This is a genomic window from Arthrobacter sp. FB24 (assembly GCF_000196235.1).
Taxonomy (GTDB): Bacteria; Actinomycetota; Actinomycetes; order Actinomycetales; family Micrococcaceae; genus Arthrobacter.
On the sequence record NC_008541.1, the window covers coordinates 3,164,944 to 3,188,224 of the forward strand.

A 23,281-nucleotide genomic window follows, 5' to 3' on the forward strand; every position below is an offset into this window, starting at 1 on the left:
ACCGTCAGGCCGGCGGCCCCTGCCTCCGGTAGCGCCGGCACCACAGGAGCATGAGCACGGTTGTTCCCGCGATGCCGTAGATCCAGGTGTTCCCCGGAAGGTCACCGACGATGAGCCGTTTGCCGGGCTCCAGCATCGACAGCCAGCCCGCCAGGACATAGGCGAGGCCGCCGCACACCGCCGTCGGGATGACTGAGCGGAAGGCTGCCCCGAGGAGCAGCTGGACTGATCCGAGAAGGACCAGCGCTGCCACTGCACCCCAGGGAAGCACGACGCCGGCCAGCATCCACTGCTGGCGGTGCAGGACCGTACCTGCCGTGGCAACAAAAAGAGCTGCCGGCACGGCGGCGGCAATGCCGCCTGCCATGCCGGCAGCTCTAGTGTTCACGAGAGTGATGACCCGAACGTGCCGGGATCAGACCTTGGCGCGGGCGCGGTTGGCCTTGGCACGTTCGTTGGTGTCCAGGATGACCTTGCGGATACGGATGGACTCCGGGGTGACCTCAACGCACTCGTCCTCGCGGGCGAATTCGAGGGACTCTTCGAGGGTCAGGTCGCGCGGCGGCGTCAGGTTCTCGAAGGTGTCGGAGGAGGCTGCACGCATGTTGGTGAGCTTCTTTTCCTTAGTGATGTTGACGTCCATGTCGTCCGCGCGGGAGTTCTCGCCGACGATCATGCCCTCGTAGACCTCTGAGGTGGGCTTCACGAAGAAGGAGCCGCGTTCCTGCAGGTTGATCATGGCGAATGGCGTTACCACACCGGCGCGATCGGCGATCATCGAACCGTTGGTACGGTACTCGATCGGACCGGCCCAGGGCTCGTAGCCCTCGGAGATGGAGGCCGCGATGCCGGCGCCACGGGTGTCCGTGAGGAACTTGGTGCGGAAACCGATCAGGCCACGGGCCGGAACGATGAACTCCATGCGGCACCAGCCGGTGCCGTGGTTGGCCATGTTGGTCATGCGGCCCTTGCGGGCTGCCATGAGCTGCGTGACGGCGCCGAGGTACTCTTCCGGCACGTCGATGGTCATGTGCTCCATCGGCTCGTGGATCTTGCCGTCGATGGTCTTGGTGACCACCTGCGGCTTACCGACCGTCAGCTCGAAGCCTTCGCGTCGCATCTGCTCAACGAGGATGGCGAGCGCGAGCTCGCCACGGCCCTGGACTTCCCAAGCGTCGGGACGCTCGGTGGGGAGAACCTTGATGGAGACGTTACCGATCAGTTCCTTGTCCAGGCGGTCCTTCACCTGGCGGGCCGTGACCTTGGCGCCCTTGACCTTGCCGGCCAGCGGCGAGGTGTTGATACCGATGGTCATGGAGATCGCGGGATCGTCCACGGTGATCAGGGGCAGCGGCTGCGGGTTCTCGGCGTCGGTCAGGGTCTCACCGATGGTGATTTCCTCGATGCCGGCGACGGCGACGATCTCACCCGGGCCTGCGGACTCGGTCGGAACGCGGTCCAGGGCCTTGGTGGCCAGCAGTTCGGTGATCTTGACGTTCTTCAGCTCACCGTTGGCGCGTGCCCAGGCCACGGTCTGGCCCTTGCGCAGCGTGCCGTTGTAGATGCGGAGCAGAGCCAGGCGGCCGAGGAACGGGGAGGCGTCCAGGTTGGTGACGTGCGCCTGCAGGACACCGTTCGGGTTGTACGTCGGCGCCGGGATGTGTTCGATGATGGTCTTGAACAGCGGCTCAAGGTCCTCGTTCTCCGGAGCCGTGCCGTCGGCCGGCTGCTCGAGGGAGGCGCGGCCAACCTTGGCGGCGGCGTAGACGACCGGGACTTCGAGGATCTTGTCCAGGTCCAGGTCAGGGACTTCGTCGGCAAGGTCGGACGCCAGGCCCAGGAGCAGGTCCATGGACTCGTGGACAACTTCTTCGATCCGCGCATCGGGGCGGTCGGTCTTGTTGACCAGCAGGATCACCGGCAGGTGCGCGGCGAGGGCCTTGCGGAGCACGAACCGGGTCTGGGGCAGGGGGCCCTCAGAAGCGTCGACGAGGAGCACAACGCCATCAACCATGGACAGGCCGCGCTCCACCTCGCCGCCGAAGTCGGCGTGGCCGGGGGTGTCGATCACGTTGATTGTGATGGTCTCGCCCTTGGAGGACGGTCCGTTGTAGGCCACTGTGGTGTTCTTGGCCAGGATGGTGATGCCCTTTTCGCGCTCCAGGTCACCGGAGTCCATGACGCGGTCTTCCAGGTGGTTGTGCTCGGCAAAGGAGTTGGTCTGCTTGAGCATGGCGTCGACCAGGGTGGTCTTGCCGTGGTCAACGTGGGCCACGATCGCGACGTTGCGCAGGTCACTGCGCGATGCAGTGGCTACCGCGGTGTTGGTGGTGGTTTCAGACATGCGTTATTGCTCGATTCAGTGGTGAAGTCAGCTGTGGTATCGCGACATTTCCAACCGGAACGCACGACGGACGAGACCCTTTGGCACAGGGCGCCTTCTACAAGTCTAAGCGCTAGGTCATTTATTGGCCTAAAAACCCCAAAACGGCGCCCTCGGGCCCCCGTTACCGAAGCGTCACTTTAATGGGATGAATAGTGCGTAAAGTTACTGGATATTCCCACTGCTATGCCGCATGATTGCGGAGGTAACAGCAAGCCCAGCCCGGAGACCATAGATGCGAATTGCCTCAGCATTGCCCCGCTTCATCGCACCTATGATCGCGGTCGGCGTTCTGGTATCCGGCTGCGGCCAGGCATCACAGGTACCGGACACCGCCGCGGAATCGAAAGGTCCCGCTGCCAGCGCCGCGGCACAGCCGTCAACCGGAGCCGTTCCGCTTAAGTCTGCCTCCGTTCCCCGGAAGTCAGCCGCCGCACCGGTGGCTGCTGCGCCGGGTGAACCCGTGGCAGCTGGTTCAGCATCGAAGGCACAGCTCACCCCGGAACTTGACCCGGCTACCATGGCCCCCGGGTCCGTCTACAAGAACCCTGCGAACGGCCGCAATGAAGTCATCGTGGCCAACATCAGGCGGACCGCCGTCCTGATCGGGGATTCCCAGTCCGAGCCGGAATCCGGCTGGCCGCGCCAGGGCCTGGCCGCCATGGGCTACAACGTCTTCTTCTGCGGCCGCGGTGGCACCGGGTATGTTGCCTCGAACGGCAAGACCGGAAACTACATCGACGCCCTGCAGCGCGGAGACTGGCAGCTTCCCTACGGCTCCCCCGCGCTGGTTGTCATCGAAGGCGGTGGAAACGATGCTGCACGTGGGGCAACCGACGCCCAGATCGTGGCCAATGCCGAGCGCCTGATCGCGTCGCTCAAGCAGCGCTACCCTGGATCCAAGTTCGCCATGATCGGCACTTTGGCCCGCGGGGTCACCTACGGCGGCGGGCGCCGGTCACAGGTGGATACACTGCTCAGCACCGTCGCGGCCAAGCACACCATCCCCTTCATCAGCGTTGGAGACTGGCTGACCAGATACAACCTGGCCAAGGAACTGGCGGACGGCGTGCACATGAACAGCGTCGGACACAAGGCACTGGGCACGATTCTGGCCGCACGGCTGAAGGAACTGGGCCTTGAGGCCCCGGCTCAGCCAGCCACATCGGCGCTGCCGGTTGGCTAGGGCGGCGTCCCGCCCTTGAGCTCACGTCTTCACGACGCAAGCGAACAAAGTAGGAGCCGGTATCCACCCAGCGGGGCGGCTACCGGCTCCTTCTTTATGCAACTGGCTTTGTGCAGATGGGCGAATGCTTAGGCGACGGCTTGCTTAGGCAACCTCGGGGGGCAGCATGAGCCGCGCCCCCGGAATGGCGTTGAGCAGTGCCTTCGTGTAGTCCATCTGCGGCGCGTCGAAGACGTCATCCGTTGAACTGGTTTCAACCAGCTTGCCCTTTTCCATCACGCAGACGTGGTCGGCAATCTGCCGGACCACGGCGAGGTCGTGCGTGATAAAGAGGTAGGTCAGGCCCAGCCTGGACTGGAGCTCAGCGAGCAGGTTCAGCACCTGCGCCTGGACCAGCACGTCGAGGGCGGAGACCGCCTCGTCGCAGATGATCACTTCCGGATCGAGTGCCAGTGCACGGGCAATGGCAACACGCTGTCGCTGACCGCCGGACAATTCATTCGGGTACCGCTGCATGGTGGACTGCGGCAGTGCCACCTGGTCCAGAAGCTCGCGGACTTTCTTCTCGCGGCTTGCCTTGTCCCCGATCTTGTGGGTGCGCAGCGGTTCCTCGATAGTCCGGAAGATGTTGTACATCGGGTCGAGGGAACCGTACGGATCCTGGAAGATCGGCTGCACGCGGCGGCGGAACGCGAAGATCTCCTTGTTGTTGAGCGTGGACGTATCCACGCCGTCGAACACGATCTTGCCCGACGTCGGCTGCAGGAGGTTAAGCACCATCTGCGCCACAGTGGACTTGCCGGAACCCGACTCCCCCACAATCGCCGTCGTCGTCCCGCGTTTGACGCTGAACGAGACGTCGTCCACGGCGGTGAAGTCGGTGGACTTACCGAAGCCGGAACGGAGCTTGAACACCTTGCGGAGGTTCTGGATCTGGAGCACAGCCTCAGGCTGGGTGGGCTCGACAACCACGGCGTCGGTGGGGGCAAGCAGCTCATCGGATTCGACTCCGAGCTCCTTGGCCACCTGGATGCGGCGTGAAGCGAGAGACGGCGCCGAGGCAACCAGGCGCTGCGTGTACGGGTGCTGCGGGTTCTGCAGCAGCTCCAGCGACGGACCCGACTCCACCACCTGGCCCCGGTACATCACCACCACCTTGTCCGCCCGTTCGGCGGCGAGGCCGAGATCGTGCGTAATCAGCAGTACGGCCGTCCCGAGTTCGGTGGTCATCTTGTCCAGGTGGTCCAGGATCTGCCGCTGCACGGTCACGTCCAGGGCCGACGTCGGCTCATCGGCGATCAGCAGGCGCGGCTGGCAGGAGAGGCCAATCGCGATCAGGGCACGCTGACGCATGCCACCGGAAAACTCGTGCGGGTACTGCTTCGCGCGCCGCGCCGCATCGGGAAGCCCTGCTTCGGAAAGCACCTTCGCGACGTCGTCGGGTCCGCTGGGCAGCCCGTTCGCCTTCAGTGTTTCGCGGACCTGGTAACCGATCTTCCAGACAGGGTTGAGGTTGGACATCGGGTCCTGAGGCACCATTCCGATGCTGTTGCCGCGCAATTCGATCATGCGCTTCTCGGAGGCGTGGGCAATGTCCTCACCGTCAAAGAAGACCTGCCCGGCCGCCACCCGGCCGTTTCCTGGAAGCAGGCCGATGGCGGCAAGCGCCGTCGTCGACTTGCCCGAACCAGACTCGCCGACGATGGCAACCGTCTCACCGGGCATCACCGTGAGGTGGGCGTTCCGGACGGCGTTGACCTCGCCGTTGCTGGTGCTGAAATTGATCGCCAGATCCTTGATTTCAAGGAGCGGGCGTTCGGCAATGATGCCGGCTTCGTGGATTTCGACAGAGGCGTTCATGGCGTCCCCTTTCATCGCTTGCGCGCTTTGGGATCGAGCGCATCACGCAGGGCGTCGCCCAGCATGATGAAGCTCAGGACGGTGATGGACAGCGCGATGGCCGGGTAGAGCAGCGGCATCGGGTTGGAGCGCAAGGACGCCTGCGCGGCCTGGATGTCGTTTCCCCAGGACATGACGCTCGGCGGGAGGCCGATGCCGAGGAAGGACAATGTGGATTCGGCCACGATGAAGGTGCCGAGCGAAATGGTGGCCACCACGATGATCGGGGCAAGCGAGTTCGGCATCACGTGGCGCATGAGTGCCCCGAACTTGGAAACACCGAGCGACCGGGCAGCGGTCACGAAGTCGGCGTTGCGGACTTCGATCACGGCGCCGCGGGTGATGCGGGCGATCTGCGGCCAGCCGAAAGTGACCAGGATCAGCACGAGCGTCCACGCCGTGCGGTTGGCCCGGAATACCGGCAGCTGCATCATCACAATGGCGCCAAGGATCAGCGGCAGTGCGAAGAAGATGTCGTTGATACGGGCCAGGATGGAGTCCACCCACCCCCCGTAATAGCCGGCGAGCGCCCCCATGATGCCCCCTATCAGGAGAACCCCAATGGTGGTGAAAAGGCCCACTGTCACCGAGGAGCGGGTGCCGAAGATGACGCGCGCGTACACGTCGCAGCCCTGCTGGGTGAAGCCGAGCGGGTGTCCTGCCGCGGGTCCGGCGTCGGAATTGGCCAGCTGGCAGGCCTCTGAGGCCGGGTCAATACCGGAAAAGAGCGAGGGAAAAAGTGACACAGCGACGACGACAAGGATCAGGAACGCGGAGATCAGGAAGAGCGGCTGCCTGCGCAGGTTCTTCCAGGCCTCGCCCCAAAGGCTTAGCGGGGCCTGGTCCTCTTTGACCTTGTCGGTTGTCTGCAGCGGGGTTTCTGCAAAGTCTGCGACGAAGTGCTCTATGTGTCGCTTTGCCGGCGTGGCAGTGAGCTGTGATGATGCGATGTTCTCAGGCGTCATAGCGGATCCTTGGGTCAAGCCAGGCGTACAGCAGGTCTACAAGCAGGTTGGATACGACGTAGATCAGCACGAGCACCGTGACGATCGAGACCACGGTGGGGCCTTCACCCTGCGTAACGGCGCGGTAGAGCCGGTTGCCGACGCCGGGCACGTTGAAGATTCCCTCGGTGACGATGGCTCCGCCCATCAGGGCGCCCAGATCGGCGCCGAGGAAGGTGATCACCGGGATCAGCGAGTTGCGGAGGATGTGCACGCGGACAACGCGAAAGCGGGACAGCCCCTTGGCGGTAGCGGTGCGAACATAGTCGGCATTCATATTTTCGATGACGCTGGTCCGGGTAAGGCGCAGGACGTAGGCGAACGAGCCCAGACCGAGGACGATCGCTGGCAGGATAAGGTCCTGGACGGTCGCGGCCGAACTGACGGTGGGCTTGGCCCAGCCAAGCTGGACACCGATGGTGAACTGCAGCAGGAAGCCGAGGACGAAGATCGGGATGCCGATCACGACCAGGGAGGCGATGAGGACGGTTGCGTCGAAGAACTTGCCTTTCCGGAGTCCCGCAATCAGGCCGAAGATGATGCCAAAGACGGCTTCGAAGATCAGCGCCATGACGGCCAGCCGGGCCGTGACAGGGAAGACTTCACCCAGCACAGTGGCGATCGGCCGACCGGAGAAGTCCTGGCCCAGGTCGAAGGTGAAGATCCCCTTGAGGTAGAGCAGGTACTGGATCCAGAACGGCTGGTCCAGGTGGTACTGGGCACGCAGCTGGGCCGCCACGGCCTCATTGACAGGTTTGTCGCCGAAAAGGGCCACGATGGGGTCACCAGGCAGGCTGAAGACCAGGAAGTAGACCAGCAGCGTAGCGCCCAGGAAAACCGGGATCAGCTGCAGGAAACGCTTGAGGATGTAAGTCGCCATCAGCGAATGACACCCCCGTCAGCAGGCATCCTGTGCAAGGATGCGGCGGAGTTGTTCATCAAAGAACCTTTTCACTATGGGTGCAGCCATCGCCGGTGCGGTCACGGAGGCCCGGCTGCAAAGTACACCGGCCGTAGCTGGTGCTTAGAAATTGGGGGTGGGGGCAAAACAATGGCGGGGGCCCAGTCCAGGCAGCCCCCGCCGTTGTTCAGTTGTTACTTGCCAGTGATGTTGTAGTACAGCGGGACGCCGTCCCAGCCGTAGTCAACGTTGGTGACCTTGTCGCTCCAGCCGCCCTGTGCAACCTGGTACCACAGGGGGATGGCCGGAAGGTCGGCCAGGAGGATTTCCTGGGCCTTGTTCATGGCCTTGTTGCCTTCGCTGACGGAGGAAGCGGCCAGTCCTTCAGAGATGGCCTTGTCGAACGTCGGGTTGGCGTACTTGGCGTCGTTAGAGCCTGCACCGGTCTTGTAGATCGGTCCGAGGAAGTTGTACAGCGACGGGTAATCCGCCTGCCAGCCGGCGCGGATGGAGCCGGTCAGCGTCTTGGCGGTGGCGTCGTTGCGGGCTTCCTTGAAGGTGGCGTACGGCTTGCCCTCAACCTTGATGCCGAGCGTGTTCTTGAGCTGGTTCACTACGGCTTCGACCCAGGCCTTGTGTCCGCCCTTGTCGGCGTTGTAGGCAATAGTGAAGGTCTCGTTGGAGTCCCACTTCTGGATGGCGTCGGCCTTGGCCCAGGCTTCTTTTGCCTTCGTGGCGTCGAACGTCAGGTTCTCGGAACCCGTGATCGAGTCGCTGTAGCCGTCAAGGACGGGAGCAGTGAAGTCCTTGGCGGGCTGGCGTGCACCGCTGAAGATCACCTTGGTGATCTCTTCCCGGTTGATGGCCATGGAGATGGCCTGGCGACGAAGCTTGCCTGCCTCACCGCTCCATTCCGGCAGGTATTCCGGGATGGCAATGGTCTGGTTGCCGGCGTACGGCTTGTTGATGGTGCGGTCACCCAGGTCGGTCTTGAAGTTCTTCAAGGCGCTGGTGGGGATAGTCTGCAGGATGTCCAGATTGTTGGACAGCAGGTCCTGGTACGCGGCGTCGTCGTTCTGGAAGATCTTGAAGGTCACGCCGGCGTTCTTGGCCTTGCGCGGGCCGTTGTAGTCCGGGTTCGGCACGAGCTGGATCTGCACGTTGTGCTGCCAACCGCCGTCCGCCAGCTTGTACGGGCCGTTGCCGACCGGCTTCTCGCCGAAACCCTTCGGGTCCTTCAGCGCGCCGGAGGGAACCGGAACGAAGGCGGTGTAGCCGAGTCGAAGCGGCCAGTCGGATTCGGGCTGCTTCAGTTCAACCGTGAACGTCTGGTCGTCAACGACCTTGAGGCCGGACATGGTCTCCACGGTGGAGCCTTCTGCACTGGCCTCGTCGTAGCCGGCAATGCTTTCAAAGAAGCCCCCGCTCAACTGGGCATTCTTGGCAGCAGCCCCGAAGTTCCAGGAATCGACGAATGACTTGGCCGTGATGGCCTCGCCGTTCGTGAACTTCTGGTCCTTCTTGATCTTGATGGTGAAGTGCTGGCCGTCTTTGCCTTCAATGGACTCGGCCAGTTCGTTGACGGGCTTGCCGCTGGGGTCATAGCTGACAAGGCCGGCGAAGATCATGTCGATGACCTTGCCGCCGCCGACCTCGTTGGTGTCGGCCGGCATGAGGGGACGCTGGGGCTCGGAGCCGTCGGCCAGGATTACTTTGCTGGTGTCGCCACCGGTACTGCCGCTACCGGTGGTGGAGCCGTCTCCGGCTCCGCATCCGGTCAGGGCCAGGGCCGCGATGGCAACCATGCCCAGTGCTTTGGAAGTGCGCGAAAAACGCATTCCGCCTCCTATGAGTTGTGGGAGTTGAGTAGGGAAGTCTTGTGCTTCCCCGCAGGCCGGGCACAGAGATGTACTGTGACGTGGCATACATAAGTGAGAAGCCTAACCTCAAAATGTCCAAATATTGGAACTCTGTTGCCAAACTGTAACCGGGTCACAATTTGACCACTAGCGTCAACACTGGCGCATTTCAAGTCACATGTTACTCACTGGTATGCTACCCCTGATGTGACGGACGCTACTCCACTCCACTCGCCAGCAGCTGTGCCCGCAACTCCCTCCGCTCACGCTGTTTTTCGGGGTCCGGAAGGGGCACCGCGGCGAGCAGCCGCTGGGTGTAGGGCTCCTGCGGATTGCGCAGGATCTGGTCCCGGGTGCCCTGCTCGACGATCCTGCCCCGCTGCATCACACAGATCCGGTCGGCCAATACGTCGACCACTGCCAGGTCGTGGGTCACGAACAGGCAGGCGAAGCCGAGGTCCTTTTGGAGGTTTTGGAACAGTTCAAGCACTTTGGCCTGCACAGAGACGTCAAGAGCCGACGTCGGCTCATCCGCCACCATCAGCTTCGGCTTGAGCGAAAGCGCCCGGGCAATGCCCACGCGCTGCTTTTGCCCGCCGGACAGTTCATGCGGGTACCGGTTGCGATAACTCCTCGGCAGCTCAACCTGGTCAAGCAGTGCCTCGATCCGCTTCTGCAGCCCGCTTCCCTTGGCTTCCCCGGCTAGGAACATCGGTTCGCCGATGCTCTCGCCGATCGGAAGACGCGGGTTCAGCGACGACGACGGGTCCTGGAACACCATCCCGATGTGCCGCCGGACCTGGTGCAGCTGTTTGCCGTTTTTCTTGGCGGCGGAAATGTCCTGGCCCACCACCCGCATGGTGCCGGCGGCGACCGGAAGCAGCCCCACGGCCGCCCGCCCGATGGTGGTCTTGCCCGAACCTGATTCGCCGACCAGCCCGACCACCTGGCCCGGGTAGATCACGAGGCTTGCGCCTTCGACGGCCCTGAAGGCGGGCACACGGCCCTGCTTGGGGTACTCGATCGCCACATCGGTCAGTTCAAGGACCGGCTCGCCCTGGGGCCGTTCGGCGGCCGCAGCAGCAGCAAGCGCCGCAGCGTTCTCGCGTTCGCGCCTGACCAGTTCGGCGTGGTCCACCGATTCCAGTTCGGCATGGGTCGCGGCAGCCAGTGCGGCAGTGACGTCCACCCCTTCGCCCGGCTCCGCACCTCCTTGGCCGAGGTGCGGCACGGCCGCCAGCAGTGCCTGGGTGTACTCATGCCGGGGGTTGCGGAAGATCTGCTCGGCCGTTCCGGTCTCAACAATCAGCCCCTGCCGCATCACGGCGATCCGGTCGGCAAGGTCCGCCACCACCCCCATGTCATGGGTAATCAGCACAATGGCGCTGTCCAGCTTGTTCCGCAGGTTGCGCATGAGGTCAAGGATTTCGGCCTGGACCGTCACGTCCAGGGCCGTGGTGGGCTCGTCGGCAATCAGGAGTTTGGGGTCGCAGGACAGTGACTGCGCGATCATGGCCCGTTGCCGCTGGCCGCCGGACAGCTGGTGCGGGTAGGACCTGAAGGCCTTCTCCGGATCCGGGAGCTCCACCAGTTCCAGCATCCGCAGGGCACGCTCCTTGGCCTGCTCAGGTGAAACTTCGTTGTGGAGCCGCACCGTCTCCACGATCTGCGCCCCCACGGTGTACACGGGGTTGAGGGCGGTCATCGGCTCCTGGAAGATCACGGCGACATCCTTGCCGCGGACCTCGCGTATGTTGGCTGCGTTGGCTCCGAGCAGTTCCTTACCGGAGAGCCGGACGCTGCCGGACACCCGGCTGTTGCTGGGCAGGAGGCCCAGGAGGGCCATGGAACTGGCGCTCTTGCCGGAACCGGACTCCCCCACGATGGCCAGGACTTCGCCTGCCCTGACCTCGTAGTTCAGGCCGATGGCCGCGGGCACCCACTTCTTGTCCACGCCGAAGTCGACGCTGAGATCGCGGACCTCAAGGACAACTGCGCCTTTGGCGGGATCCTGAGCCGGGGCGGTGTCCTGGTTCGGGGTGATGTTGTCAGTCATGACGCGTTCCCTTCCGCCCAAGCCACGACTGCACCGAGATTAGTGCTGTGGCCTGGAATCCTGAATTATTAGGGGCATGAGCAGTGTGCCGCACGCCGGAAATGTTGAAGTCTTCAAAGCCCGCACCAACAAGTGGTTCGCCTGGCTGTCCTGGCTGGTCGCAGCACTTGGCCTTGCAGTGACTGCGGCGGCCGGAGGGCCGGCCGCGCTTCTGGGCACAGGCCCGCTGCTGCTGATCGGCTTTCTGGGCTGGCTGCTGTTCTGGATGCCCGCTGTGGTGATTCACGACGGCGGCATCACGCTGGAGAATCCGTTCCGCTCCGTTGAAGTCCCATGGAGCGCGCTCGTGAACGTCGACACCCGGTACGCACTGACGCTGGTCACGCCCGCACGGAACTATGTCTCGTGGGCTGCGCCTGCTCCGGGCATCTGGGGCGGGCGCAACGCCCGTCCCGAGGATCTCAAGGGTCTTCCTTCCGCGACCTACGGACCGGGAAAGTCCGTGCGTCCCGGGGACCTGAAGACCACCGATTCCGGCCAGGCAGCCCGGCTGGTTCGCGGGCGCTGGGAAGAGCTGGTCGAGACGGGCGCCCTGGATGCGGGAAAGGCCGAATCGACGGCTGTCAGGGTGACCTTCCGCTGGACGGCCGTAGCCGCCACTGCCGTGCTCCTGGCGGCCAGCTACTGGGGCGTGGCAGTTCCGTAGGGCGGATGCCCGGACAGGGCGCATTCAGTCGCCCGCTGACCCGTCGGCTGCTGCAGCCGGGGCATTCGGCGCCCCAGCAGGCTTCACGTCCTTGGCCTTCTTGGCGTTGAACTTCTTCTGCCTCGGATCGAACGCATCGCGAAGTCCGTCGCCAATGAAGTTGATGCTGAGGCAGATCAGGACAATGAAGAGGCCTGGGAACCAGAACAGCCATGGCCGGGTGGCAAATGCTTCCTGATTTTGTGAGATAAGCAGGCCCAGTGAAGTGTCCGGTGATTTCACACCGACGCCGAGGTAGCTCAGGGCTGTTTCCAGCAGGATGGCAGCGGACATGGTCAGGGTCACGTTAACGATCAGCACACCGATGGCATTGGGCAGGATGTGCTTGAAGATGATCCGTGAATTGCTGGCTCCCGAGATGCGTGCCGCATCGACAAACTCCCGTTCACGCAGGGTGAGGAACTCCCCGCGCATCAGCCGGGCGAGGCCAACCCAGCTGACGAGGCCCAGGAAGATTCCCAGGATCAGGATTCCGTTGCTGGCCGCGAAACCCGAGAACCAGCCTCCCTGGTCCCGGCGGTTGACGCTCTGGGCGACAACCGCGGCGAGCAGCAGCACGGGGATGATAATGATGACATCGGTGATCCGCATCAGCACGGCCTCGACCCACCCGCGGAAATAGCCCGACAGGCCACCCACCACGGTGCCGAGCAGGCCGGCGATGGTCCCGATGAGGAGCATGATGATGATGGACTGCTGGGCTCCACGCATGGTCATGGCGAAGAGGTCGCGTCCGATCCGGTCCTGGCCGAACGGGTGTTCGCCCCAGGCCGGCGGCCACAGGGACGCGGTCGGAACGCCGTCATTGACGAGTGGTGAGACATCCAGGTGGTTGTATTTCCACCAGCCCGGAATCCCGGCCCAGCCCACTGACGTGAACGCCATCAGGAAGATGATGGCAAAAATGAACAGGCCCGCGATGGCTCCGCTGTGGCCCAGGAACCGCTTACGGACTATTTGTCCCTGGCTGAGCCCCTTCGCGTCCGGCTCCAGGGACGCACCAGGCGGCCTGGGGTGTGAGTGCTCGGCGAGGAATTCTTCCTGCTGGGTTGGCTGGCTCATGCCTTAATCCTTACGCGGGGATCGAGTGCGGAATACGCAAGGTCTGCGATCAGGTTGAACACCATCGCGGTCACTGCCACGCAAACGAATACGCCCATGACGGGGTTGGGGTCCGTATGCATGATGCCGTCCAGGAAGAGGAACCCCATGCCCCGGACGGAGAACACGGTCTCCGTGATGACGGCCCCGCCAATGAGCGCCCCGATATCAAAAGCAACGATGGTGGCAATGGGAATCAGTGCGTTGCGGAACGCGTGCCCCATCACCACGGACCTTTCGGAGAGGCCCTTGGCACGGGCTGTCCTGATGTAGTCCATGTTCATGATCTCCAGCATGGACGACCGGGTGAACCGCGTGTAGCTTGCCAGCGAAACGAGGATGAGGGCCATGGTCGGAAGAATCAGGTGGGTGAAGGTGTCCAGTGTCAGGATCCAGAAGTCGCCCTGAATGTTGGGGGTGCCTGCACCGATGGTGGCGATCGGCCTGCCCCGGACCCTGCTGTTGCTGAAGTAGCTGGGCCAGGCCTGCATGAAGCGGTCCATGAGCACCAGACCGCCCACCAGGAAGGAAGTGATGCCGGCGGCGCGCATTGACTGGCCCCGGTCGTAGCCGCCCATCAGGTAGCCCACGGCTACGCCCACGCCGATTGTCGCGATTCCCAGCAGGACGATCATGATGGCCGTCGCCTGGTTCAGGAGCGGCTGGACCGCGAAGTAGGCCACCACTCCAAGTGCCACAACGATCAGCGACGCCTGCAGGGCCTTCCGGTTCTTGAGCCCCGCTACCAGGAGGGTGACGGCGAACGCCAGGCCCACCCCGGCAATCGCTATGACCACTGGTCCAAGACCGGGGTTCCGGAACCATTGGACAACGGAGAAATAGACCAGGATGAGGCTGACCGCGAGGAACACGGTACCGCCTGAAACGATGCGGCGGCGGGCGGCCCCGCCGACGGCAACGGCAACGATCAGGCCGGCGACGGCACCGATCCCGAGTGCCACCGGGAGCGGAATCTCAGGATTGCGGAGAAAGTCGTTGAAGCCGATGGCCCCGTATTCCTTCAACAGCACCGCAACCCAGAAAATAGGGAGCGAGAAGAAGAGGAAGGCCATGAACGTCACGCCGTAGTCCAGTGCACTGTACTGCCGAAGCGCCGTGATGATGCCCAGGGCAATGCCGATAAGGATTGCCAGAATCGTGGCGCCGGTGACAAGTGTCAGGGTTTGCACCAGCGCAAATCCGAGCGCATCGGTAATCGGCTGTCCGGCGATGTTCTTTCCAAGGTCGCAGGAGCTGCCGAAAGGGACCAGGCACCTGGCTGCTCCGCTGAGCCATTTGAAGTACCTGAGGGGTGCCGGGGTATCCAGGTCAAGGAGTTGGCTGCGCGAGTCCATGAGCTGTTGTTTGTTCGGAGCGCTGCTGGCGCGGAACTCCTCCAGCGGATCCCCTGACGACGCTGTCAGGAGATACACGAGGAATGATGCCCCGAGAAGTATGAGTGCGGCCGTAATCAGTCGCCGGACGATGTACGTCACCATGGTGCAAAGCCTCGATATCCGGGCCGGGATCTGACCGGGCCCATCGCAGAATCAGTCCGGCTTTCCGATTGAGGTGGGCGGAAAGCCGGCGAGTGCCGGTGGTGCCGGAGAAGGCGCCGGGACGTTGGTGCATTTGTCCCGGCGCCTTCACCTGCTGTTGCTCGCTGAGCGGGGCTTTACTTCTCAGCCCACTCCCAGAAGTTCCACCAAACACCGGTCTGGTTCGGCATGAACTTCACGCCCGTGATCCGGTCGCTGTAGGCGTCCACTCCGACGGACTGGAAGAGCGGAAGGCCGTAAGCGGATTCCCAGATCTTCTTGTCAATCTCCTTGCTCAGCTCATCCTGCTTGCTGCGGTCCGTGGTGACGATCAGCTCGTCCATCAGCTTGTCGGCTTCCGGATCGCTGAACTGGTTGAAGTTGGATCCGTTGCCGGTGCGGAAGATCTGCGGGACGCCGGAAACGCCGACACCGGGGTTGATCCAGCCGAAGATGGTGGCGTCGTAGCTGCCGTCGCCGAGGGCCTTGCCCCAGTCAGACTTGCCCAGGCCGCCGTCAACGATCTTGAAGCCAGCCTTGGTGGCCGACTCGCGGATCAGGGAGAAAGCGTCAACGCGGTTGGGGTTGTCCTTGTTGTACATGATGCGGATCTCAGGCGTCTTGCCGGCGAGGAGCGCCTTGGCACCGTCGATGTCCACGTCCTGGTAAGCGGAAGAACCGTTGTTCTTGACCGAATCAGCGTAGGCCGCCTGGGCCGGAACGAATAGCTGCGAGTCCAGCGGCTTGGCCTCCGGGTCAAGCTTCTTCACGATCTTGTCCACAATGTCCTTGCGCGGAACGGTCTTCATGAACGCCTCACGGACGCTCTTTTCGGCCAGCGGACCCGAGTAGTTCAGGTCGATGTGGTCGTAGGAGAGCTGGTTGCCCTGTTCCACGGTGACTCCCTGGCTTTCAAGCGCCTTGAGCTGCTCGATGGTATCTGCCGAGGCCTGCGGCGCAATGATGTCCGCTTCGCCGTTCTTGAGTGCCTGCACCTGCGCCGGAGCGGAACCGATGTAGCGGACCGTGATTTCGTCCAGGCTGGCCTCCGGGCCCCAGTTGTAGTCCTTGTTGCGGACCATGGTCAGGGACTGGTCCTGGGTGACGCTCTTGACGATGTACGGGCCGTTGGAGAGGAAGAGGCTCGGATCGGACGGCAGGGTCTTGGTGTCAAAACCGGTGTTCCAAAGATCCGCCATGGCCTTCAGCTTCTCATCGGCCGGCTTCGGGGCCTTCGGATCGCCCTTCGGCTTTTCCTTAAGGTAGTCCACCAGCGCCTTGGCGTCGGCCAGTCCGGCTTTCTTGGCCAGGACGTGGGCTGCGATGTCGATCCCGGGACCGCCAAGGATGGTTTCCCAGTCGGCGAAAGGCTTGGAGTACTTGATGGTCATGGAACGGTTGCCGTCGCCCAGCTCCGGGAAGTCAGTGAGCTTGAGTCCGGTGGGATCACCCGCGTAGGAGAAGTAGGACGTGCCGGTCTTCGCTTCCGAGTCGGCATCGTCGTAGTAACCCGAGAAAGCAGCCCACTGCAGCAGGAGGTCGGCTGCCGTCACCGGAGTGCCGTCGGACCATTTGACTCCCTCGTTGATGGTGTACTTCACCGTCAGGGGGTCATCGGAAGTCTTTTCCATCTTGCCGAACTTTTCGTTGCGAACAACGTTCAGCTGGTTATCGATGTAGTAGAAACCCGAGTGGGTGGCGTAGCTGATCTTCGAGTTGATGTCAGTGTTGCCGTCGGCAGTGTTGGGGTTGAAAGTGTTGAACGCGTTCACTTCAACCACAGTGGCTGAACCACCCTGTTTGCCGGCAGTAGCGCTTGACGGGGTTGTCCCGCCGCTGTTGCCGGCGCAGGCGCTGAGAGCTAGCGCAGCAGCAGCCGCGACGCCTATCGCTTTGGAAATACGACCTAAGCGCATTCCGCCTCCTATGTTTCTGTGGTGTTGAAAAGACCGCCGCTGTAGGCGCCGGCCAGACCGCCCATTCCCCCAGTGAGAATGTGGCTAGCCTCACATGAGCAGTAGCCTAGACCCGAATAGAATGCGCATGGGACCAAAGTTGCCCGTGAGTAAAGGTTGTTACCGAGCTGCAACAATGGACAGGCAGAGCCGTTTCAATTCCTAAAGAAGGCGGGAGCGGAAAACCAGCCCGCGGGCGGGTCCAATCACAACGAAAGCCCCGATTCTGTGGAATCGGGGCCATCACCGTTAATGCTCAATCACTGACTTCTGGCTGCTGCTACTACATGTTGAAGCGGAGCTCCACACGTTCCGTCACGGAATTCCCTTTGCTCAGCGGTCGCAGGCCGTAAGCCTATTCTCTTCGTTCGGTACCACATTCCCGTTCCGACGGGGTCACAAGGACTGGATCAGTGTCAGGACACCTGCCAGTGTCACCCAGGCCAGGCCGCGAGACGCAACGGCCGGCCGGCGTCGTCGAAGCCGGCCCCGGCGCCTCTGGCGGCGCTTGAGGAAAGTGTGCCGTGGATGAGCTGGGCGAGCTCACTGATATCAGCCTCCGGGAAATAGTGTTCCGCCATCCCGGGCCGTAGGTCGAACGCTTCACTCGTAGATGGTCGGGATGGCCGGTTCGCCGGGCTGCAGCCGGTCCACGACCCGGGGCAACTCCGCCATGGAGGCCGTGTGCCGCTCCCGCGCCCGCCTCACCGCGTCCGGCCCGGTCCAGCCGGGCAGGAGTTCGCCGTCCATCATGAATTGCTGCAGGAGCGGTCGGCCGTTCTTGCCGACCGCTGGGGGATGCTCCACGCCCAGGACCTCATGGGTGGCCGTGCCGCGGTCATCCAGGCGGCGCACCGCGAACTTGCGGCCGCCCACGTTGATCTTGTCCTTCGAAGTCTTGGCGACGGCAACGAGCCCGCCGGAGTCGCCGGCCCGGCTCACCAGCTTGTAGACCATGCCGGCGGTGGGCGCCCCGGAACCCGTCACCAGCGACGTGCCGATCCCGTAGGAATCCGCCGGCGCTGCCCGGAGCGCGGCGACGGAGAACTCGTCCAGGTCCGAGGTCACCACGATCCTGGTGTGCACATTGCCAAGGCTGTCCAGAAGTTCGCGGACCCAGCGTGCCTGCGCCACGAGGTCTCCAGAGTCGAGCCGGATGGCCCCGAGCTTGTCGCCGGCGAGGTCGACGGCGGTGCGGACAGCCGCTTCGACGTCGTACGTGTCCACGAGCAGTGTGGTGCTTGCCCCCAGCGAGGCAAGTTGCGCCGCGAAGGCGTCGCGCTCGGAGTCGTGGACCAGCGTGAAGGAGTGGGCCGCGGTGCCGACGGTCTGAAGGCCGTAGCGCCGGCCGGCGGCCAGGTTGGACGTGCCGGAAAAGCCCGCGATCACGGCCGCGCGGGCCGCCGCCGCGGCGGCTTCCTCATGCGTGCGGCGGGAACCCATCTCAATGCAGGGCCTGCCGCCGGCGGCACTGGTCATTCGGGACGCGGCCGAGGCGATGGCGCTGTCGTGGTTCAGCACCGACAGGACGTAGGTCTCCAGGACGCAGGCCTCGGCGAAGGTCGATTCCACGATCAAGACGGGGGAGTGCGGAAAGTAGGCCTCGCCCTCCGGGTAGCCCCAGATGTCACCGGAGAACCGGAAGGCGGACAGGTGTTCCAGCGTGTCCTGATTAACCACACCGGTGCCGGCCAGGAAATCGAGGTCGTCCTGGTTAAAGCGGAAGTCCACGATGCCTTCAAGGAGTCGGCCGGTGCCGGCCACGATCCCGTACCGGCGCCCGGCAGGGAGCCCGCGGGCAAAGGCCTGGAAGACGGACCGGCGGTGTGCGGCCCCGGATTGGAGCGCCGCCTGGAACATGGTCAGCTCATAGTGATCAGTAAACAGTGAGGTCCGGGATCCGTCCGGTCCGGCCGAAGTGTCCATGATTCACTCTAGGGCGGGGCGGTCCGGAAAAGGAGGCCGCCCGGGCCGGCGTTGGGACGAACTCAGACTGCAGCCGTCGGGGCCGCAGGCGCCCGCAGCCGCGTGCACTCGGGGTCCGGGGGCCCGAAGGCGTGGACCCCTCCCCCGGACCACGAACTCCGCAGACAAGTGCGGGGGAACCGACAACCGGTACGGCGTGCCCCCAAAATTATGCGGGCCGCACCGGAGCGCCGCATCCGGCCACCACGATTTGACCTGCAAAACGGCCGAAAATGTGTTTTCAATACGGCGCCCCGATGTTTCCCCCAAAAGAACATTGGGGCTTTCCAGGCCCGGGCCCAGGACCCCCGCTCACCGGCTGGGCAGGAACCCTTCGGATCCAGGCCTCGATCCGCGGCGCCGGTTCAGCATCGAGCCATGCCCCATCGGCTGCGTCCGGGTCGCGTCAAGGGCAGCGGCGAGCCGGGCCGCAGCGCCGGTACGCAGGGCTGTCTGCGGCCCTGTGCGGTCCTGGCTGGTGCAGTCCGCCAGGGCAGCGGTGACTTCAGCGACCAGTCCGGGGACCGGCCGGACCGGTAACCGGCACAGGCGGAGACCTCGGGACGATTCAGCGCACCGATGACCAGCTCAGCGACCTCCGTCCCGCGCGCCATGCCGAGCTTCATCAGCATCGACGCGACCATATTCTTCACGGTCTTTTCGCAAGAAACATCTCCCGGCTGATCTGGCGGTGGCTCCAACCTCTGGCCAGACCGAGGGCGACGGAGGCTTGCCGGTTCGACAGACGCAGGAGCGTCTCCTCCGGACGGTCAGCTCCCCCGACACCTGGCCCAAAAGCCCTGGAAGGAACCGACTGCTGTAAGTGGTCTGTCCGGCCGGTACCCGGCGGACTCAGCTGAGATGCTCGCTGCTGTCATCCAGCCTGGACAAGCAACCCCACGCACTGGCCAGGACAGATTCAATCAGCAGGACTCGTCGTCGTCGCCGGTCATCAGAACACAGCGAAATAGGAGGGTCCGCCGCGGCGACGGCCCGGCACACATCCACACCGGAACCGTCCGGAAGATCATCATCAAGAACCGCCATCACCGGTCGTAGAGCAGGAATCCGCCGAGACGCCTCCCGCGCTGACCCGGACTCCCCCGCCTTGAGCCCCCTCGGACGCACCGGGTTTCGGGTCAGCCATCATTGCTGTTCCAATCTGTCGCCGCCTTTGACTCGAAGGCGCTGTTAGCGAATCGCTGAAGAGGGCCCTACACCGCTGCGGGATGAACCTCGCCCAAGCCCACCAGCCTCTCCCGCTAGACGCTCACGCGGCCCACGACCAGGCAGGTCCTCACACTAGACCCCAACATTTTGGCTGCGTCGGGGAGGGATGCGACATGATGCCCCAGGCACATTGGACCCTCGGCGGGCTGGGGCCTGGTGCACTGCAAGGACCTTCGCCCCTATTCAAGAAACTCATACAAGCGATTAACTGGGTCTAGACCATGCGCGAAAGAGGAGACGGATAATGGGAGCATGCGATGTTTGCGGTAGCCCCGACGGAAAGACGTTCACCGTCTCCATGGGCAACCAGACTGGAACTTTCGACAGCTTCGAATGCGCCATACATATGATGGCGCCGGCGTGTGAAAACTGCGGCTGCCGGATCGTGGGGCATCCGGTCGACAGTGAATCGGGCGTGTACTGCTGCATCCACTGCGCCAAGGAAGCAGGAAACCCGCACAAGCCCGCCAAGGCGGAAGCTTCCGGCCTCGCCGTTCCGGCGCAAGGCCCATCCTCCGCCCGCTAAGTCCGTCCATTTCTCAACGGCCCGGACAGCGGGTCTCACGCCCCTCCGACGCAGATGTCCACTCCGCAAGGGCGGACGAGACCGCTACAGCGGCAAGCACGGCAAAACCCGACATGCTGACTGCTGCGGGGGATTGGCCGCGCCCGGGCCGGCCCGCTCACATCCGCTCGATCGAGGGGATGGGCATTGAGGTGGCCCGGCACAAGCTTGAGGCTCGCCGCCTCATCGGGTACGTGCCCTCGCCGCCTCATCGGGTAGGTGCCACAGCAACTCTCCGGCATTCCCCTGTAACCCAAGAAATGGCTGGGCTTCCTGGCGCTCGACGGTGTCGCGCCCGGCGAACCGCTCGAACAGTGGCCGGTCATTCCTTAGTCCGCAAATGCCGGCGGCGTCCCTTCTGACCAGGAAACGGCTCGCAAAAAAGCACATAGCCGCCAAGAGCACGTGTTCTTGGCGGCTATCGCAAAAGGTCTCACAGGGGGATCAGGAACTACACATTGAACCTAAATTCAACCACGTCGCCGTCGGCCATGACATATTCCTTGCCTTCGATGCGGACTTTGCCGCGGGCCTTTGCCTCGGCCATGGAACCGGCCTCCATGAGGTCGTCGAAGGAGACGACTTCGGCCTTGATGAAGCCGCGCTGGAAGTCGGAGTGGATCACACCGGCGGCTTGCGGTGCCGTGTCGCCCTGGTGGATGGTCCAGGCGCGTGTCTCTTTGGGTCCTGCCGTCAGGTAGGTCTGCAGCCCGAGGGTGTGGAAGCCGACGCGCGCCAGCTGGTCAAGGCCCGATTCGTCCTGGCCGTTCATTTCCAGCATCTCGCGGGCTTCTTCCTCATCCAGTTCCACGAGGTCGGATTCCAGCTTTGCGTCGAGGAAGACGGCGTCCGCCGGGGCAACCATGGCCCGCAGTTCTTCCTGCTTCTCGGGGTTGCCGAGGATTCCTTCGTCAGCATTGAAGACGTAGATGAAGGGCTTGGCGGTCAGGAGGCTGAGCTCCTTGAGGTGTTCCATCTCGAGTTTGTCGCTCTTGACCGATGAGAAGATCGTGTCGCCTCGTTCGAGTACGGCCTGCGCCGCCTTAATGGCAGCAAGCTCGGCGGCTTCGCGCTTCTTGATCTTGACTTCTTTTTCGATCCGCGGAATGGCATTTTCGATGGTCTGAAGGTCGGCCAGGATCAGTTCGGTGTTGATCGTCTCCATGTCCGAGCGGGGATCCACCTTGCCGTCGACGTGGATGACGTCGGGATCATCGAACACGCGGACAACCTGGGCAATGGCCTCGGCCTCACGGATGTTGGCGAGGAACTTGTTGCCCAGGCCTTCGCCCTCCGACGCACCCTTGACGATCCCGGCGATGTCGACGAACGACACCGGAGCGGGCAATAGGCGCTGGGATCCGAAGACGGCGGCCAGCTTTGCGAGCCGCGGGTCCGGCAGGTTGACCACACCGACGTTCGGCTCGATCGTGGCGAACGGGTAGTTCGCCGCGAGCACCTGGTTGCGGGTCAGTGCGTTGAAAAGAGTTGATTTGCCGACGTTGGGCAGTCCGACGATGCCAATAGTAAGAGCCACGAGCACTAATTCTACCGGCAATCGGGCCGGAGCCCTGCGTCCGTTGGTTCTGATCGCCCCGGACCATGACGGGCGCGTGCGTCTGCGCCAAAAATGTCAGGGGCCCGTGCCAAAGTGAACACATGGACGCTTTTGCACTGATACTTGCCCTGCTGATGCTGATTCTCGGCGCCGTGATTGGCGCGGCCTGCACCTACGTGGTGTTCCGGCGGCGCAGCGTGGCCCTGGAGCAGGACTTCGACGGCGTTTCGGCGCGTCTCTCGGAGGTCAGCGCCCAGTTCGCGGCGGCCGACGCCGAGCGGCGCCTTTTGTCAGCGCAGAACCGGGAGCTGGGCGAGTCACGCAACCAGGACGGCAGCGTCCTCCGCGCCCTGGCGCCGGTGGCAGAAAAACTTACGGCGGTGCAGCAGCAGGTGTCCCTGCTTGAACGTGACCGGCTGGAGCAATACGGGCAGCTGGCACAGCAGCTGCAGGAGGCCCGCCTCTCCGACCAACAGCTTCTTCGCTCAACCCACGCCCTTGAATCCGCCCTGCGCTCCAACAGCGCCCGCGGTCAGTGGGGCGAAGTCCAGCTCCGCCGCGTCGTGGAAGCCGCAGGCATGCTCCGCCATGTGGACTTCCACGAGCAGCAGCACAGCGCCGGTGCGGGGAACGCCGTCCGGCCCGACCTCGTGGTCCAGCTTCCGGGCGGGAAGCAGCTTGTGGTGGACGCCAAGGTGCCCCTGGCGTCGTACTTGGAGGCCCAGGACCTGGGCTCCTCGGCGGGGCAACAGCAGACCGGGCCGGCGCTCACCGGCCAGAACGCGCTGCTGGCGGCACACGCCAAGGCGTTGAAATCACACGTGGACGCCCTGAGCACCAAGAAGTACTGGGACATTCCGGGCAACTCGCCGGAACTCGTGATCTGCTTCCTGCCGGCGGAATCCATCCTGGCAGCCGCGCTTGCGGCGGATCCCGCCCTCTTGGACTACGCCCTGAACAAGAACGTGGTGCTCGCGTCCCCCGGCACCCTCCTGGCCGTCCTGAAGTCAGTGGCGTTCACCTGGCGCCAGGATGTCCTGACAGACAGTGCCCGCGAGCTCTTCGAGCTGGCACGGCAGCTCTACGAGCGGATGGGAACGCTCGGTGAAAACGTCACCAAGCTAGGGTCCTCGCTGAAGACTTCCGTTGACCGCTACAACTCCATGGTCGGAACGCTCGAAGCCCGTGTCCTCCCCACCGCACGGAAACTCAACGCCCTCGAGGCCGAAGGACTGACGACGCCGCCTCCGATCGAGGTGACTCCCCGCTCCGTGGCAGCACCGGAACTCCAGTCGGAGGAGTCCGCCGCCTAGTC

General features: G+C 63.7%; 15 protein-coding genes. 3 read left to right on the plus strand and 12 right to left on the minus strand.

The features are described 5' to 3' along the window. Positions 1 to 4 precede the first annotated feature (4 nt). Positions 5 to 367, minus strand: coding sequence for a hypothetical protein (locus tag ARTH_RS14300; RefSeq protein ID WP_043429921.1), 363 nt, complete (start codon positions 365 to 367; stop codon positions 5 to 7). A 48-nt stretch (positions 368 to 415) separates the two neighbouring features. Beyond that, positions 416 to 2,344 carry a translational GTPase TypA gene (gene typA, locus ARTH_RS14305; protein WP_011692656.1) on the minus strand — a complete coding sequence of 643 codons (1,929 nt, stop codon included), beginning with the start codon at positions 2,342 to 2,344 and terminating at the stop codon, positions 416 to 418. 274 nt (positions 2,345 to 2,618) lie between these two features. On the opposite strand from typA, the gene ARTH_RS14310 reads away from it, so the two are divergent. Next, the gene (locus tag ARTH_RS14310) at positions 2,619 to 3,569 is read left to right on the plus strand and encodes an SGNH/GDSL hydrolase family protein (RefSeq protein ID WP_011692657.1); all 951 of its coding nucleotides are present in this window, start codon (positions 2,619 to 2,621) and stop codon (positions 3,567 to 3,569) included. A gap of 144 nt (positions 3,570 to 3,713) precedes the next feature. On the opposite strand, the gene ARTH_RS14315 is transcribed toward ARTH_RS14310, so the two are convergent. From ARTH_RS14315 to ARTH_RS14335, 5 genes are all read right to left on the minus strand, one after another. Then, on the minus strand, positions 3,714 to 5,429 hold the full coding sequence (locus ARTH_RS14315; RefSeq protein ID WP_011692658.1) for a dipeptide ABC transporter ATP-binding protein: 1,716 nt from the start codon (positions 5,427 to 5,429) through the stop codon (positions 3,714 to 3,716). 11 nt (positions 5,430 to 5,440) lie between these two features. Next, positions 5,441 to 6,433 carry an ABC transporter permease gene (locus tag ARTH_RS14320; RefSeq protein WP_011692659.1) on the minus strand — a complete coding sequence of 331 codons (993 nt, stop codon included), beginning with the start codon at positions 6,431 to 6,433 and terminating at the stop codon, positions 5,441 to 5,443. Continuing rightward, positions 6,423 to 7,352 (minus strand): ABC transporter permease, encoded by a 930-nt coding sequence (locus ARTH_RS14325; RefSeq protein ID WP_011692660.1) that lies wholly within the window; start codon positions 7,350 to 7,352, stop codon positions 6,423 to 6,425. The genes ARTH_RS14320 and ARTH_RS14325 overlap by 11 nt, the downstream gene beginning before the upstream one ends. A gap of 215 nt (positions 7,353 to 7,567) precedes the next feature. Then, the gene (locus tag ARTH_RS14330; protein ID WP_011692661.1) at positions 7,568 to 9,211 is read right to left on the minus strand and encodes a peptide ABC transporter substrate-binding protein; all 1,644 of its coding nucleotides are present in this window, start codon (positions 9,209 to 9,211) and stop codon (positions 7,568 to 7,570) included. A 238-nt stretch (positions 9,212 to 9,449) separates the two neighbouring features. After that, positions 9,450 to 11,288 carry an ABC transporter ATP-binding protein gene (locus ARTH_RS14335; protein ID WP_043429924.1) on the minus strand — a complete coding sequence of 613 codons (1,839 nt, stop codon included), beginning with the start codon at positions 11,286 to 11,288 and terminating at the stop codon, positions 9,450 to 9,452. A 76-nt stretch (positions 11,289 to 11,364) separates the two neighbouring features. Here ARTH_RS14335 and ARTH_RS14340 point away from each other — a divergent pair, with 76 nt between their 5' ends. After that, the gene (locus ARTH_RS14340) at positions 11,365 to 11,994 is read left to right on the plus strand and encodes a PH domain-containing protein (RefSeq protein ID WP_043429926.1); all 630 of its coding nucleotides are present in this window, start codon (positions 11,365 to 11,367) and stop codon (positions 11,992 to 11,994) included. 24 nt (positions 11,995 to 12,018) lie between these two features. Here ARTH_RS14340 and ARTH_RS14345 read toward each other — a convergent pair whose 3' ends face one another. The 5 genes from ARTH_RS14345 to ychF all read right to left on the minus strand — a co-directional run bounded on the left by ARTH_RS14345 (position 12,019) and on the right by ychF (position 21,945). Beyond that, on the minus strand, positions 12,019 to 13,116 hold the full coding sequence (locus ARTH_RS14345) for an ABC transporter permease (RefSeq protein WP_011692664.1): 1,098 nt from the start codon (positions 13,114 to 13,116) through the stop codon (positions 12,019 to 12,021). After that, positions 13,113 to 14,654 carry an ABC transporter permease gene (locus ARTH_RS14350; protein ID WP_011692665.1) on the minus strand — a complete coding sequence of 514 codons (1,542 nt, stop codon included), beginning with the start codon at positions 14,652 to 14,654 and terminating at the stop codon, positions 13,113 to 13,115. The genes ARTH_RS14345 and ARTH_RS14350 overlap by 4 nt, the downstream gene beginning before the upstream one ends. Before the next feature lie 176 nt (positions 14,655 to 14,830). Continuing rightward, a complete protein-coding gene (locus ARTH_RS14355) occupies positions 14,831 to 16,609 on the minus strand; it encodes an ABC transporter family substrate-binding protein (RefSeq protein ID WP_011692666.1) in 1,779 nt (592 codons plus the stop codon). Between the two features lie 642 nt (positions 16,610 to 17,251). Next, a complete protein-coding gene (locus tag ARTH_RS14360) occupies positions 17,252 to 18,574 on the minus strand; it encodes a nicotinate phosphoribosyltransferase (protein WP_011692667.1) in 1,323 nt (440 codons plus the stop codon). 2,285 nt (positions 18,575 to 20,859) lie between these two features. Next, complete coding sequence (gene ychF, locus ARTH_RS14375) at positions 20,860 to 21,945, minus strand: redox-regulated ATPase YchF (protein ID WP_043430854.1); 1,086 nt, start codon at positions 21,943 to 21,945, stop codon at positions 20,860 to 20,862. A gap of 122 nt (positions 21,946 to 22,067) precedes the next feature. Here ychF and ARTH_RS14380 point away from each other — a divergent pair, with 122 nt between their 5' ends. After that, entirely contained in the window at positions 22,068 to 23,279 is a 1,212-nt protein-coding gene (locus ARTH_RS14380) for a DNA recombination protein RmuC (protein WP_011692671.1), read from the plus strand. Positions 23,280 to 23,281 lie beyond the last annotated feature (2 nt).

Excerpts from the sequence above, each read along its gene's own strand:
- ARTH_RS14310 (WP_011692657.1), top strand. The coding sequence starts at position 2,619 with ATGCGAATTGCCTCAGCATTGCCCCGCTTCATCGCACCTATGATCGCG.
- ARTH_RS14325 (WP_011692660.1), bottom strand. The coding sequence starts at position 7,352 with ATGGCGACTTACATCCTCAAGCGTTTCCTGCAGCTGATCCCGGTTTTC.
- ARTH_RS14380 (WP_011692671.1), top strand. The coding sequence starts at position 22,068 with ATGGACGCTTTTGCACTGATACTTGCCCTGCTGATGCTGATTCTCGGC.
- ARTH_RS14335 (WP_043429924.1), bottom strand. The coding sequence starts at position 11,288 with ATGACTGACAACATCACCCCGAACCAGGACACCGCCCCGGCTCAGGAT.
- ARTH_RS14315 (WP_011692658.1), bottom strand. The coding sequence starts at position 5,429 with ATGAACGCCTCTGTCGAAATCCACGAAGCCGGCATCATTGCCGAACGC.
- typA (WP_011692656.1), bottom strand. The coding sequence starts at position 2,344 with ATGTCTGAAACCACCACCAACACCGCGGTAGCCACTGCATCGCGCAGT.
- ARTH_RS14330 (WP_011692661.1), bottom strand. The coding sequence starts at position 9,211 with ATGCGTTTTTCGCGCACTTCCAAAGCACTGGGCATGGTTGCCATCGCG.
- ARTH_RS14350 (WP_011692665.1), bottom strand. The coding sequence starts at position 14,654 with ATGGTGACGTACATCGTCCGGCGACTGATTACGGCCGCACTCATACTT.
- ARTH_RS14320 (WP_011692659.1), bottom strand. The coding sequence starts at position 6,433 with ATGACGCCTGAGAACATCGCATCATCACAGCTCACTGCCACGCCGGCA.
- ARTH_RS14345 (WP_011692664.1), bottom strand. The coding sequence starts at position 13,116 with ATGAGCCAGCCAACCCAGCAGGAAGAATTCCTCGCCGAGCACTCACAC.
- ARTH_RS14300 (WP_043429921.1), bottom strand. The coding sequence starts at position 367 with ATGGCAGGCGGCATTGCCGCCGCCGTGCCGGCAGCTCTTTTTGTTGCC.
- ARTH_RS14355 (WP_011692666.1), bottom strand. The coding sequence starts at position 16,609 with ATGCGCTTAGGTCGTATTTCCAAAGCGATAGGCGTCGCGGCTGCTGCT.
- ARTH_RS14360 (WP_011692667.1), bottom strand. The coding sequence starts at position 18,574 with ATGGACACTTCGGCCGGACCGGACGGATCCCGGACCTCACTGTTTACT.
- ARTH_RS14340 (WP_043429926.1), top strand. The coding sequence starts at position 11,365 with ATGAGCAGTGTGCCGCACGCCGGAAATGTTGAAGTCTTCAAAGCCCGC.